Raw genomic sequence first — 13,512 nt, 5'->3', positions numbered from 1 at the left:
ATAAATTCCTTAAATCTGGCTGACAAATAAATCCAATGGTAGGGATATTATAACAAATTATCATAAAACACAACTTAGCAATCAAATAATTTATCCAGCTTAAACATACCAACACTTATCAGAAAATCACATATATGTGTCGTCATGTCAATTTACTGGATAAAAAATGCGTCAATAATGCGTTAATTATGTATTTTTTCATCTTTAATCATCAGATAACCCTATAATTTTCTTTGATTTTGGCGTATAATGAAAAGGTTTATCGTGTCAATTTGTTTTGTGCGTGTGATATGGGCAACACTTGCCAACTCGCCAAACAAAACACGAGCAATCCTTAGACAAAAATCAGCTTATTGCTCGCTCAATAAGCGAGCCATTAACTTGGATGTTTTAGGATAATTTGGTAGCCAGCCATTTGGCAAAGCCCCCAATTCGCTTTGTTGTGCTGGTGTGTTTTGGTCTTAATTTAAGTATTACGCTTATGATTACCATCAAAAAAGGCTTGGACTTACCGATTTCAGGTGAACCCACCAAGCAGATTAGCGAGCACACCCCAACTCAGGTTGCACTAATCGGCTACGATTATGTCGGTATGCGTCCAACAATGCATGTGAAGGAAGGTGACATTGTTCGCAAAGGACAAGTACTGTTCGAAGACAAAAAGCGTGCCGGTGTTCTATATACCGCACCTGTCAGCGGTCAAATCGTTGCCATCAATCGTGGCGAACGCCGTGTGTTTGAAAGCATCGTCATCGCCGTCAATTCATCGGCAAACGATGAAATTACCTTTAATGCCTATCGTCCAGAAGATTTGAGCGAGCTAGACCGCCAAACCGTCGTGGAACAATTGGTGCATTCAGGGGAGTGGACAGCGTTTCGCACCCGCCCATTTAGTCGCACGCCAGAGATTGATAGCGTACCAAGTGCCATCTTTGTAACCGTGACTGACACCAATCCTTTGGCAGTGGACCCTGCCAGCGTTTTGTTTGAAGAAATCGCTTCTTTTAATCACGGCTTGGCAGTGTTATCCACACTATCGCCAAAAACTTTCGTCTGCCACGGTGATGTTGCCCCAGAAAAAGTGAACAAAACCGCTGCTGGCAATGAAACAATTTATCAAGGCTTTACTGGTGTGCACCCAGCAGGCAACGCTGGCACACATATTCACTTTTTGCACCCACTGGCTCGTGGTACGACCGTTTGGACGATTGGCTATCAAGATGTCATTGCCATCGGTAAACTATTCACCACAGGTCAAATCCATACTGAGCGTCTGATTAGCTTGGCAGGCCCTGCGGTGCAAAACCCACGCCTAATTCGCACCATTCGTGGGGCAAATTTGCAAGAGCTTACCCAAAACGAACTTAAAGGCGATGATAATCGTGTGATTTCAGGTTCGGTGTTGTCAGGTCGTACGGCAGCTGGTACAGTGGCTTTCCTAGGTCGATTCCACAACCAAGTATCTGCTTTGGCAGAAGGTCGTGAGCGTCCAGCCCTGCACTTTTTGACCGCAGGTGCAAATCGCTTCTCAAAATTGCCAATTTATATTTCGCAATTTTTCAAAGGCAAAAAATACGACTTTACCACCAGCACCAACGGCTCACCTCGTGCGATGGTGCCGATTGGTCTGTACGAAACCGTCATGCCACAAGACTATCTGCCAACGCAGCTTTTGAGAGCCTTAATCATCGAAGACATCATCACCGCAGTAGAGCTGGGTGCGTTGGAGCTTGATGAAGAAGATTTGGCACTTTGTACCTTTGTGTCGCCTGGCAAATATGAATTTGGCGACATCTTGCGTGATAACTTGACCCGCATTGAGCAGGAAGGCTAACCATGAAGTTCATTCACAATATCTTTGACCGTATGGAGCCATCTTTTACCAAAGGTGGAAAATACGAGAAATACTATGCTGTCTTTGAGATGTTTGACACTTTCTTCCGTCAGCCATCTTCTCAAACTTATTCAGCCAGCCATGTGCGTGATGGCATCGACCTAAAACGCATCATGATTACCGTATGGCTATGTACTTTCCCTGTCATGTTTTGGGGTATGTACAATGTCGGTTTTCAGGCATTGACCGCCATTCAAACCATGGGCATCACGCCAGAGGGTTGGCGTACTGCCATCACAGGTTTGGCAGGTTATGACCCAAATAGTATCTGGGCATGCCTAGTTTATGGGGCAATGCAATTTTTACCTATTTACGCCGTTACTTTTGCGGTGGGTATTTTGTGGGAAATCATCTTTGCGGTGGTGCGTGGACATGAAGTCAATGAGGGTTTCTTTGTTACCTCAGTACTGTTTGCCCTATCACTGCCACCTGATATTCCGCTATGGCAAGTGGCACTTGGCATCAGCTTTGGTGTCGTGGTTGCCAAAGAAGTCTTTGGCGGTACAGGCAAAAACTTCCTAAACCCTGCCCTTGCAGGTCGTGCTTTCCTATATTTTGCCTACCCTGCCTATATGTCAGGCGATGCGGTATGGACAGCGGTTGATGGCTTCTCTGGTGCAACCCCGCTGGGTATGGCTGCTGTTGGCGTGAGTCCTGACCAGTTTGTCAATGCTTACAACCAAACCATCACTTGGACAGATGCTTTCTTGGGTAACATGCAAGGGGCGATTGGCGAAGTATCAACACTTGCCATCTTAATCGGTATGATTGGTCTGCTTTGGACTCGTATTGCCTCTTGGCGTGTGATTGCAGGCTCTGTCATCGGTCTTGTGGCAACTGCATTCATCTTCAACCTGATTGGTGGCGAAAACCCAATGATGAGCTTACCTGCTCACTGGCATTTGGTGATTGGTGGTTTCATGTTTGGTGCTGTATTCATGGCAACCGACCCAGTATCCGCCGCTCACACCAATGCAGGTCGCTGGGCTTATGGTCTGCTTATCGGCTTTATGACGGTCGTCATTCGTGTGGTAAACCCTGCATTCCCAGAGGGCATCATGCTTGCCATCTTGTTTGCCAACTTGTTCGCCCCATTGTTTGACTATTTTGTTACACAAGCCAACATCAAGCGTCAAAATGCACGGAGATTAAGCCATGTCAGCCAAAAATAGTAATGCAACCACCATGATGACCGCACTGGTGTTGTGCTTGGTCTGTTCAGTCATGGTATCGGCAGCAGCAATCAGCATGAAGCCCAAGCAAGACGAAAACATCTTGCTTGACCGCAACAAAAATATCCTGATGGCGGCAAATTTATTTGACCCTGCCAAAAATACCTCAGCAGATGCCCAAAAAATGTTCGAATCGGTTGAGATTAAATTGGTTAATACCAAAACAGGCACATTCGCCACCGATGAAGAACTAAACGCTGCTGGCATCAGCGATGTGGGTGCTTATGATGTCGCCAAGGCAAGTAAAGACCCAGCAACCAATATTGACTTGGGTTCAGATGACCCAGCCCAAATTGGTGCTTTGCCACAGTTTTTGAAAGTCTATGTCATCAATGATGACGCTGGCAAGCTCAAAAACATCGTTCTACCCATCAATGGTAATGGTCTATGGGGACAAATCTACGGATTTTTGACCCTAAAAAATGACATCAACACCATCGAAGGTATTTCGTTTTATCAGCACAAAGAAACCCCAGGTTTGGGGGCGTTAATCGAAACGCCAAAATGGCGTGCCTTATGGACCGATAAACAAGCCTACGATGGCGATAAAGTCATCACAGGCGTGGTCAAATCAGGCTCTCCAAAACCAAATCCAAACTATGTTGATGGCATCACAGGGGCAACTTTGACCAGTGCTGGTGTGAACAACATGATTCAGTTCTGGCTTGGCGAACGAGGCTACAAGCCATTCTTGGACAATTTAAGAAATGGTAAGGAGCAATAACATGGCGGACAATAAAAAAATTCTGTTCTCGCCCATCATCGGCAATAACCCGATTGCGGTGCAAGTCTTGGGTATTTGTTCAGCATTGGCGGTGACCATCAGCATCAAAAACGCTTTGGTCATGGGTATTGCTTTGACGCTAGTAACTGCTTTTTCTAGCTTTTTCATCTCGTTAATTCGTGAAAAAATCCCATCATCAATCCGTATCATTGTACAAATGGTCATCATTGCCTCGCTGGTGATTGTCGTGGACCAAGTGCTAAAAGCGGTGGTATATGATGTGAGTAAATCTCTGTCGGTATTCATCGGTCTAATCATCACCAACTGTATCGTGATGGGTCGTGCCGAAGCATTTGCCATGAGCAACCCACCTGTGCCAAGTTTCCTTGATGGTCTTGGTAACGGCTTGGGCTACTCATTGATGCTATTTTTGGTGGCGGTCGTTCGTGAACTGTTTGGCAATGGCTCTTTGTTTGACATTCAAATCCTACAAAAAGTCACCGATGGTGGCTGGTATGTGCCAAATGGTCTATTGCTGCTACCCCCATCAGCATTCTTTGTGATTGCCCTATTCATTGCCCTACTTCGCATGAAAAACAAACATCTACAAGAGCCAGCTGAATTTGTGATAAAACCACAATCAAAAGGCATGGGAGGTCACTAATGGAATTTGTCAATCTATTTATTACCTCAGTATTTATCCAAAATATGGCACTTGCCTACTTCTTTGGCATGTGTACCTTTATCGCTGTATCCAAAAAGGTCTCTACCGCATTGGGTCTAGGTATCGCCGTAACCTTCGTGATGGCAATCACCGTACCCCTAAACAATCTGCTTTACCAATACCTACTTAAAGATGGGGCATTGGCATGGGCAGGATTTGCCAATGTAGATTTGTCATTTTTGGGCTTTTTAAGCTACATCGCCTTGATTGCTGCTGTGGTGCAAGTCCTAGAAATGTTCATGGATAAGTTCATGCCAGCATTGTACAATGCACTGGGTATTTTCCTACCACTCATCACCGTAAACTGTGCCATCATGGGTGGCGTATTGTTCATGGTAGAGCGTGATTACAACTTTACTGAATCTATTGTCTATGGTTTTAGCTCAGGTTTAGGTTGGGCATTGGCAATCACTGCCATGGCTGGTATCCGTGAAAAACTCAAATATTCAGATGTGCCTGCTCCTTTGCGTGGCATTGGCATTACCTTTATTACCGCAGGACTGATGGCGTTAGGCTTTATGTCCTTTGGCGGTATGTCATTATAAGGAGTGAATAATGGATTTTGGTGTATTATTTGGTGGCGTCGGCATGTTTGTCGCCATCATCATGAGCTTGGTAGTCGTCATCTTGATGGCTCGTGCAAAGCTTGTAAACACTGGTAAAGTCAATATCAATATCAATGGCAATCCTGAAAACAGCATCAGCACCGAAGCTGGTGGCAAGCTATTACAAACCCTAGCAGGCGAAGGTATCTTCCTATCGTCTGCCTGTGGTGGCGGTGGCTCTTGTGGTCAATGTCGCTGTAAAGTTGTCTCTGGCGGTGGCGATATTCTACCGACCGAAGAAAGTCACTTTACCCAAGGTGAGATTCGTGATGGTATGCGTTTGGCTTGCCAAGTGGCTGTCAAACAAGACATGGAAATCGAGATTGACCCTGAATTCTTTGATGTGAAAAAATGGGAATGCGAAGTCATCTCTAATGACAATGTGGCAACCTTTATTAAGGAACTTACCCTAAAAATTCCAGAGGGCGAAGTCGTGCCATTCCGTGCTGGCGGCTATGTACAGCTAGAAGCACCACCGCACACCGTGCATTATAAAGACTTTGATATTGCCGAAGAGTATCACGAAGATTGGAATAATTTCAATCTATGGCAATACACTTCGACTGTTACCGAACCTGTGATTCGTGCCTATTCGATGGCGAACTACCCAGAAGAAAAAGGCATCATCAAGTTCAACATTCGTATCGCCAGCCCTCCACCTCGTGGCGGTGAGGGCATTCCTCCGGGCAAAATGTCATCGTATGTGTTTAGCCTAAAACCAGGCGATAAGATTACCGTATCAGGTCCTTATGGCGAATTCTTTGCCAAAGACACCAAAGCTGAAATGGTATTCATCGGTGGTGGTGCAGGTATGGCACCAATGCGTTCACACATCTTTGACCAGCTAAAACGCCTAAACTCTGACCGTAAAATCAGTTTTTGGTATGGTGCTAGAAGTAAGCGTGAAATGTTCTATGTGGAAGATTATGATGGGCTTGCCGCAGAGTTTCCAAACTTTGAATGGCATGTCGCACTGTCTGACCCGCAGCCAGAGGACAACTGGGACGGTTACACAGGGTTCATTCACAATGTGTTGTATGAAAACTATCTAAAAGACCACCCAGCACCAGAAGACTGTGAGTTCTATATGTGTGGACCTCCTGTCATGAATGCTGCCGTCATCTCTATGCTCAAATCATTGGGCGTTGAAGATGAAAACATCTTGCTTGATGACTTTGGCGGTTGATAACAAAATCCCCTGCAATAGCTGCGGGGGATTTTTTATTGACCATACAATATTGCTCATAGTCAGTCATCAAAAAGCTCTCCCTGCCCAACAATCTTTGGCGTTTTTACCACAAAACCATAAGCGGACAATTTTTCTTTCAATATCATAATATTATAAAAAGAATGGGCGTTGGTCGTATTTTGAAAATAAATAAACAGCTCATCAAAATTGGCACGATGGCTAAAAATCTCATCAGCGATTTTGGCAAGTTCAGCGTCCGTATAACGATAATCGTGTCGCTCTTTAGCACTCTCTTTTTCCCACCAGTCGCCACGCCGTCCGTGTAGCCGATAATAGGCAGTGCGAGTATTCGCCCAAAAAGATGTGTTTGGCAGTCCGATGTTTTTGGGATAATCGGCATTGACCCAAATTAGATTGGGCGTTTTGGCAAAATGGGTAAAGACAGGCGTGATGTGCCAACTGGGGTGGCGAAATTCTATGGCAAGTTGCCAACCTTCAAACCATTTTACCACTTCGCCCAGATAGTGGCGATTGGCGGTTGTGCGTTCAAAACTGTGGGGAAACTGCAATAATAAGGGGGCTAAATACTCGCCAAAAGGCGTTAATATACCCAAAAAATCTTGGGCAGTCTTAGCGGTGGCGGTGCAAGTATGGCTAAATGTTTGGTGCAGTTTTAGGCTAAATTTCAGCCGTCCATTTGCTTTATTTATCATACCTTGTACAGTTTTAATACCAATAGGAGCGTGAAATGAGCTGTTAATCTCCACACAGTCATAATGATTGGCATAGTGATGCAAAAACTCGCTTGCCTTTGCACCGTGTGGGTAAAGCGTGCCAATCAAATCGGTATCACTGTACCCACCTGTGCCAATATAGATGGTTGATTTCATTGATGATTTATATTAAATTCATTTTAAAATAATACCAAAATTACCATTAACCGTAGGGGCGAATTGCCATTCGCCCCTACAAATCACAGCAAAATCAATCAATCGGCGGTGTATAAACCCCATTTTTAATATCATCTTTAATCCGCTCTGCCTCTGCCAAGACTTGACCAAGCAAGGCTTTGACATTATCAAGCGTGGCAATGGGGCTTAGGGTGGTCATTTTTAAAGACTGCACATTTTGACGACTGTCAATCACCCGAGTTACGCCAATATTCGCCTCGCCTTTGGCAAACAGCTCATCAGCAACATTTTGGTTCAAATTATCCACAAACTCAGCTGGATAATCTTTTGGCACAACACGAAACAGCACGCTGGCAAACTGTGGCTCAACCAAAAGCTCCAAACCGTCCGTTGCACGGATATAATCCGCCACCTCACGAGTTAAGGTTACACCGTGGTCAATCATTGAGCCGTATAGCTCTTCGCCCAACGCCTCGATGGTAAACCAAAGTTTCAAAGCATCAAATCGGCGAGTGGTCTGCAAAGATTTGGATACAAGGTTTGGCACGCCGTGTTCTTCGTCATAGGCAGAGTTTAGATACTCGGCTTCATAGTGCATAAAGCGGTAGTTTTGCTCATCTTTTAACAAAAACGCACCGCACGAGATACTTTGGAAAAAGTGCTTATGAAAATCAAGCGTAACCGAATCCGACAGCTCAATGCCATCAAGCATATCACGATATTCATTGGACAATAGCAACGCTCCGCCCCACGCCGCATCAATGTGTAGCCACGCACCATAGTCATCGCACAGCTTGCGGATTGCCTTGATGTCGTCAATCGCCCCTGCGTCTGTCGTGCCAGCCGTTGCCACCACGCACGCCACGATTTTGCCATCTGCCTGTAAGTCTGCCATAATCTGTGCAAGGGCTTTGGTATCCATCTGGGCATTGTCATTGACAGGCACAGTAACCACCGATTGAAAGCCCATACCCATCATCGCCATATTTTTTTGTACGGAGAAGTGGGCGTTTTCAGAGCAAAGCACTTTGACTTTTTGCATCGCATCGGCAGGAATGCCATCTTTTTGAACCGACCATTCTTTGCCGTCTGTATTTGTCCAATTTTTGGCAATACACCAATCACGAGCCAGCAAAACGCCCATCAAATTGGACTGTGTGCCACCAGAAGTAAACACCCCTGCCGTGCCAGCGCCATAGCCTGTTTTTTGGCGTAGGTAGTCAATGAGCTGTACTTCCATCAATGAGCCTGCTGGCGACTGGTCCCACGAGTCCATAGACTGATTGGTGGCGTTAATCAAAACTTCGGCAATCTGTGAAGTTACCATCGTGGGGCAATGCAAATGGGCGAGCGAATGGGGGTGATGAACCTTTAAACTTTTGTTTAAAAACAGCTTAACAAGGCGGTCAAGCGACTGATGTACGCCCAAGCCGTCTTTACTGGGGTTAAAGGCGATTTGTGAGCGAAGCTCTTTAATGCTACCGCCTGTGTACATTTTGTCTTCTTTTAGCCAGTTTGAGACGGCTTGTACCGCTTGGTTCATCGCCGTTTGGTAGTCGGCGATGGATTGTTCGTCATTGCAAAATAGGGCTTGTTTGTGTTTGGATAGGGTTGTCATAGCATATTCCCAAAAAGAAAAATTAGCTCATTATAGCACAGCTTTTTATAATCATTCGAAGCACGACCAAATTTTACCCAACTATCTGATAATTTCACTTAATTTTTCCACCACCTCATAATCCACCGTATTGATTGTCTCAAAATGCCTTTTAGCACAGGCGATTTTTAATTGCTCAGCGTGCGATAATTTATCTAGTACAACGCCATCTTGCACCGATTTTTTGCCTGTATTCTTGGTTTCGGCAATAAAATAAACCTGCTCACCATTTTTATTAATGACAACCGCCCAATCAGGATTATAATTACCGATTGGCGTAGGAATTTTAAACTTTTTGGGCAATTTAAAATAAAACGCCACTTGCTCATCATAATTTTCACAATCGGTTGCAAATTGATGTTCAGTTTTTGAATCCAAATCCAATACGCCATTATAAATGGTCTTTTGCATTTTACTTATATCAAAAGTATAATCATTGGTATAAATTTGATAAGTTTCAAATAGATTTTGTTCATAGATTTCATCTAATTTTTGATAATAAATGCCGTTTTTCATTAAATCGTGCAATTCATTATTGATGAGTTCTGCCACAATTTCAATAAAGCGTTGTGGATTATTTTTAATTTCATTAATTCTACCAGAGTGTTTTAAAATATCTACCAAAGTTTGGCGAGTGAGTCCTGTTTTTTCTTGCAATGCTTTTAAAATATCTGGTATGGCAAATTGTTTATCCAAATAATGGTTATTTGAATAAATTTCTTCTGCTTGCACGCCCTCATTATTTTGGATTAGGCGTGCTTTTTTAATTTCAATTTTGGGTTTTACAATCACTGGCATTTGATTTAATGCTTGGCTTGCCATTTTAATAAGCTCATTACTATCAAAATGAACACAATATTTGGTTTTTTGGCGGATACGCTGCCAAATTTCTTTAAACAATGGGTCAGTAAAGGCATCAAAACGATAAGTTACCGTACGCTCATTTTTAGCATTTTTAATATTGGATTTTTCAAATTTAATACCACAATCATCAATATATTCTTGTTGCAAACCACTGGCAAATTGTTCATAACTTTCATTAGGAATAATGGTTAGAATATTGATTTTTTCATCATAAATCCGCTCGCCTTGCTGATTGACAGGTAAACGAAGTCCACGCCCTATTTCTTGGCGTTTTTTTATTGTGGAAGTGGTTTCATTTAAAGTGCAAATCTGAAAAACATTGGGATTATCCCAACCTTCTTTTAATGCCGAATGACTAAAAATAAATCGCACAGGCTCATCAAGTGACAATAACCGTTCTTTATCTTTCATAATCAATTCATAAGCATCATTATCATCTTTGGTTGTGCCGTTACTATTTTTGGCATTGCCTTTTTTATCTTGGCTAAAATAGCCATTATGTACGCCATTTGCTGATTGTTTGGTTTCTAATTGATACAATTCTTCAAACCATTGATAAAACTTGCCAATTTCGCCTTGTGCATTGGTGCGATAATTTTCCACTTTATCAATAAAAAAGAGTGATAATACTTTAATGCCTAATGGATTTAATTGTTTTTCTCTTTTTAAATGCTCTTGAATGGTGGCGTGAATTTGTTGTTTCATAATATCGTCTTTTAGATAATCTAAATTCACACCTGTTTGTATTTGAATACCATTTGTAAATTTAATAGATTGATATTCCATATCCATACCATCAACAATATAGCCTTGATAATTTGGATTTTGCTTGGATTTTTCATATAAATCATCGCCCATTTTAATGTTAATGGCTTTTCTTTTTAATTGCGATTTTTCATTAACATCAATAAGTATTTTTGCTTTTAAACTGCCTTTATTTGTTACTTCTTTTAATTCAATAAAAGCACTATTTTTATCATCAGATTTTACCGAATTGACGACAATTTGTTTGACCAAATTCTTTTCAAATGCTTGTACAGGATTTAGGCTATATACTTTATTGATGATTTCTTTATGCGTTGCTGAATAACCAACTGTAAATAAAGGATTTAAATTATTAATGGCATTTTTGCGTTTATCACTGCTGATATTTTGTGGTTCATCAATAATAATGATTGGGTTTGTTGCTTGAATTAAATCCATTAACAAGCCATTTTCTCGCTCTTGATTGATGATATTACTTTCTTTTTCAAAGGACTGAATATTCATCACCAAAATTTCAATATGAGTGCTTGTTGCAAAATGTTTTAATACATTGGTTTTTTGACCGCTATATTCGCCATAATGATAAATGGGCGAATGAAACTCATCTTTAAAATAGTCTTTTGTGCTATTTAAAGTTTGTAATACCCCTTCACGAATGGCAACGCTTGGCACAACGATGATAAATTTACGCCAGCCATAGCGTTTATTCAGTTCAAAAATGGTATTAAGATAGACAAAAGTTTTGCCTGTACCTGTTTCCATTTCTACGCTAAAATATAAATTATCCAGTTTATCAGATAGAGTAAGATGATTTTGACTTTGAATATTTTTTAAATTGTTAAAAATATCATCATTAGATAATAAAAGTTCATTGGCAATCACACGCACACTGTCTTTATCTGATAAGCTAAAATCATCTTGATGATGAGTTATTTCACCTTGAAATAAACCCACGATACTATCAATCGCCTGTTTTTGATAATCTAGGTGTTCATATTTGAGCTTCATTTTTATTTTTCCCTATTAAATACTTTCAAAATATAGACCTGCGTCTTTAAATTGTAAAATAACATTGGACTTTTCGCTGTCATTTAAAAAGGCTTTATCCAATACAACGGTTTTGCTTGGTTTTTTGGCAATAATGGCATTAAACTCATCTTGGGATAATGAATTTAGCACAATGGCATAAGTTTTATTATCACAATTTAGCCAATAAACACCATTATCAAATTTAATATCCGCCGTTAGTTTTAAACCCATTTTTAATAGCAATTCATAGACAACATCTAGTTCATTGGCATTATCTTTTAAGGGGTCAATATACATTTCTAATTGCTTGGCAATATCGTCATCGTCAATTTGCCACGCTTTAAAATTACTCTGGCTTAATTTAAAAACTTTAAAGCCTGTATCCAATTTTTTATTAGGATTTTTTTCTTTAATTTTTGCCCCTGCACGGCGAATGCGTTCTTTGGATATTTCTGCAATATTGGTTGGCAAATTATTTTCAATACAGAAATTATAAGCGTTTTTATCAGCTTCTTTTTCTTTATCTTCTGACAAATTAGGATTGATAATTTGTGGAAGTTGAATGCAAATAAAATTTAAATTGATATTTTTTTCATAGCTTAAATTCATAATTGCTTGTGCTGTCGTTCCACTACCAGAAAAAAAGTCTAATGCAATATCATTTTCTTCTAAAATTAAATTCCCCAAAAATTTAATAAGGTCACTAGGCTTTGGATAGTTAAAAACCTTAGAACCGAATAATGATATAATTTCATCAGTTCCGTTTTTTGTACTTCCAACATCAGATAAAACTGTTGGTGGATTAATTACACTTCTATCTTTTTCGTAACGTAAAATACCATTTTGATTAAAATAAAAACCTAAAACCTTTTGTCCTTTTGTATCAAAAGTTTCTAAACCTTGAAACCAACTTTGCATTTGGCTTTTTTGTGCGTATCCCGCACTTAGAGTTACTGGATGTAATAGTTTACCATTTCTAGCAATCATACGACCGCTAACCAAAGTTGTTTTTTCAGAGCCTCCCCAACTACCAGTTAATTCCGCCCCATCAGGAGCGTCCCATCTTGTGCCTGCTGGGAAGTAAAATTCACTTGCAGGATTTTTTGCTGAAATTTTCTTTAAAGCAGAATGCTCAATAATTCCCTCTCCTCCTGAAAAATTTGCAACATTTGATTTGTTTTTAAAATAAACTAAGATATTTTCGTGAGCTCTAACAAAATGACCTGCTTGTGTTCCTGTTCCTAATGACCAAATTAAACTTGCGACAAAATTCTCTCCCCCAAATATCTCATCACACAATAATTTTAATTGTGCCTGTTCATTATCATCAATACTAATAAATATCACCCCATCATCAGCTAATAGCGTGCGTGCCAAATGTAGGCGTGGCAACATCATAGATAGCCAGTTGGAATGATAATAGCCATTGTCTTTGCTGTTTTTCTTAAAGGATTTTAATAATTGACCGTTTATGTCTCTATCGCCTGTGGCAATGTCATAGTCTTTTTTGGATTGGCGAAAATCATCGTGATAAATAAAGTCATTGCCCGTATTATAAGGCGGGTCAATATAAATCATTTTGATTTTGCCTGCATAGGATTTTTGTAAGATTTTTAGGGCTTCTAGATTATCGCTTTCAATAAAAATATTTTGTGTAGTATCAAAATCCACACTTTCGGACGGACAAGGGGCTAGGGTGTTTTGAGTAGGGGCTTGTAGGGTTTGGTAGGCTTGGGTTTTGCCAGCCCAAGTTAGACCATAGCGTTCATTTTGGGCGATATGTTCGCCTAGTAGGGCTTTGAGTTTGTCTAGGTCTAGGGTGTGTTCGCTAAAAATTTCAGGCAGGATTTGACGAAGTTTGGTTAATTTTTCGCCAAAAAAGTCGGTATTATGGGCAGTTTTTAGGCTAGGTTGGTTG

General features: G+C 40.9%; 10 protein-coding genes. 6 read left to right on the top strand and 4 right to left on the bottom strand.

The genetic code is table 11. The annotated features are described in order from the left end of the window. The first annotated feature begins 481 nt into the window (after positions 1-481). From LU297_RS07050 to nqrF, 6 genes are read left to right on the top strand one after another with little or no spacing between them, the layout of a single operon-like run. Complete coding sequence (locus tag LU297_RS07050) at positions 482-1,834, top strand: Na(+)-translocating NADH-quinone reductase subunit A (RefSeq protein ID WP_263075833.1); 1,353 nt, start codon at positions 482-484, stop codon at positions 1,832-1,834. Positions 1,835-1,836: 2 nt separating this feature from the next. Continuing rightward, positions 1,837-3,066: an NADH:ubiquinone reductase (Na(+)-transporting) subunit B gene (locus LU297_RS07045; protein ID WP_263075832.1), complete on the top strand. Its 1,230-nt coding sequence runs from the start codon at positions 1,837-1,839 to the stop codon at positions 3,064-3,066. Continuing rightward, the gene (locus tag LU297_RS07040; protein ID WP_263075831.1) at positions 3,050-3,850 is read left to right on the top strand and encodes a Na(+)-translocating NADH-quinone reductase subunit C; all 801 of its coding nucleotides are present in this window, start codon (positions 3,050-3,052) and stop codon (positions 3,848-3,850) included. The genes LU297_RS07045 and LU297_RS07040 overlap by 17 nt, the downstream gene beginning before the upstream one ends. Position 3,851: 1 nt before the next feature. Next, a complete protein-coding gene (locus LU297_RS07035; RefSeq protein ID WP_263075830.1) occupies positions 3,852-4,514 on the top strand; it encodes an NADH:ubiquinone reductase (Na(+)-transporting) subunit D in 663 nt (220 codons plus the stop codon). Beyond that, positions 4,514-5,119, top strand: a complete 606-nt coding sequence (gene nqrE, locus LU297_RS07030) for an NADH:ubiquinone reductase (Na(+)-transporting) subunit E (RefSeq protein ID WP_263075829.1) — start codon at positions 4,514-4,516, stop codon at positions 5,117-5,119. The genes LU297_RS07035 and nqrE overlap by 1 nt, the downstream gene beginning before the upstream one ends. A gap of 10 nt (positions 5,120-5,129) precedes the next feature. Further along, positions 5,130-6,365 (top strand): NADH:ubiquinone reductase (Na(+)-transporting) subunit F, encoded by a 1,236-nt coding sequence (gene nqrF / locus LU297_RS07025; RefSeq protein WP_263075828.1) that lies wholly within the window; start codon positions 5,130-5,132, stop codon positions 6,363-6,365. Between the two features lie 62 nt (positions 6,366-6,427). On the opposite strand, the gene LU297_RS07020 is transcribed toward nqrF, so the two are convergent. The 4 genes from LU297_RS07020 to LU297_RS07005 all read right to left on the bottom strand — a co-directional run bounded on the left by LU297_RS07020 (position 6,428) and on the right by LU297_RS07005 (position 13,265). Further along, complete coding sequence (locus LU297_RS07020) at positions 6,428-7,258, bottom strand: DUF72 domain-containing protein (protein WP_263075827.1); 831 nt, start codon at positions 7,256-7,258, stop codon at positions 6,428-6,430. 94 nt (positions 7,259-7,352) lie between these two features. Next, positions 7,353-8,897, bottom strand: coding sequence for a pyridoxal phosphate-dependent decarboxylase family protein (locus tag LU297_RS07015; protein WP_263075826.1), 1,545 nt, complete (start codon positions 8,895-8,897; stop codon positions 7,353-7,355). A gap of 81 nt (positions 8,898-8,978) precedes the next feature. Next, positions 8,979-11,573: a restriction endonuclease gene (locus LU297_RS07010; RefSeq protein ID WP_263075825.1), complete on the bottom strand. Its 2,595-nt coding sequence runs from the start codon at positions 11,571-11,573 to the stop codon at positions 8,979-8,981. A 15-nt stretch (positions 11,574-11,588) separates the two neighbouring features. Beyond that, the gene (locus LU297_RS07005) at positions 11,589-13,265 is read right to left on the bottom strand and encodes a site-specific DNA-methyltransferase (protein WP_263077359.1); all 1,677 of its coding nucleotides are present in this window, start codon (positions 13,263-13,265) and stop codon (positions 11,589-11,591) included. Positions 13,266-13,512: the final 247 nt, after the last annotated feature.

The organism is Moraxella nasicaprae (assembly GCF_025643275.1).
GTDB classification, from domain to species: domain Bacteria; phylum Pseudomonadota; class Gammaproteobacteria; order Pseudomonadales; family Moraxellaceae; genus Moraxella; species Moraxella nasicaprae.
Note: the sequence above shows the minus strand (reverse complement) of the source record. Positions and strands in the feature narration are given on the sequence as shown.

Excerpts from the sequence above, each read along its gene's own strand:
- LU297_RS07050 (WP_263075833.1), top strand. The coding sequence starts at position 482 with ATGATTACCATCAAAAAAGGCTTGGACTTACCGATTTCAGGTGAACCC.
- LU297_RS07045 (WP_263075832.1), top strand. The coding sequence starts at position 1,837 with ATGAAGTTCATTCACAATATCTTTGACCGTATGGAGCCATCTTTTACC.
- LU297_RS07040 (WP_263075831.1), top strand. The coding sequence starts at position 3,050 with ATGTCAGCCAAAAATAGTAATGCAACCACCATGATGACCGCACTGGTG.
- LU297_RS07035 (WP_263075830.1), top strand. The coding sequence starts at position 3,852 with ATGGCGGACAATAAAAAAATTCTGTTCTCGCCCATCATCGGCAATAAC.
- nqrE (WP_263075829.1), top strand. The coding sequence starts at position 4,514 with ATGGAATTTGTCAATCTATTTATTACCTCAGTATTTATCCAAAATATG.
- nqrF (WP_263075828.1), top strand. The coding sequence starts at position 5,130 with ATGGATTTTGGTGTATTATTTGGTGGCGTCGGCATGTTTGTCGCCATC.
- LU297_RS07020 (WP_263075827.1), bottom strand. The coding sequence starts at position 7,258 with ATGAAATCAACCATCTATATTGGCACAGGTGGGTACAGTGATACCGAT.
- LU297_RS07015 (WP_263075826.1), bottom strand. The coding sequence starts at position 8,897 with ATGACAACCCTATCCAAACACAAACAAGCCCTATTTTGCAATGACGAA.
- LU297_RS07010 (WP_263075825.1), bottom strand. The coding sequence starts at position 11,573 with ATGAAGCTCAAATATGAACACCTAGATTATCAAAAACAGGCGATTGAT.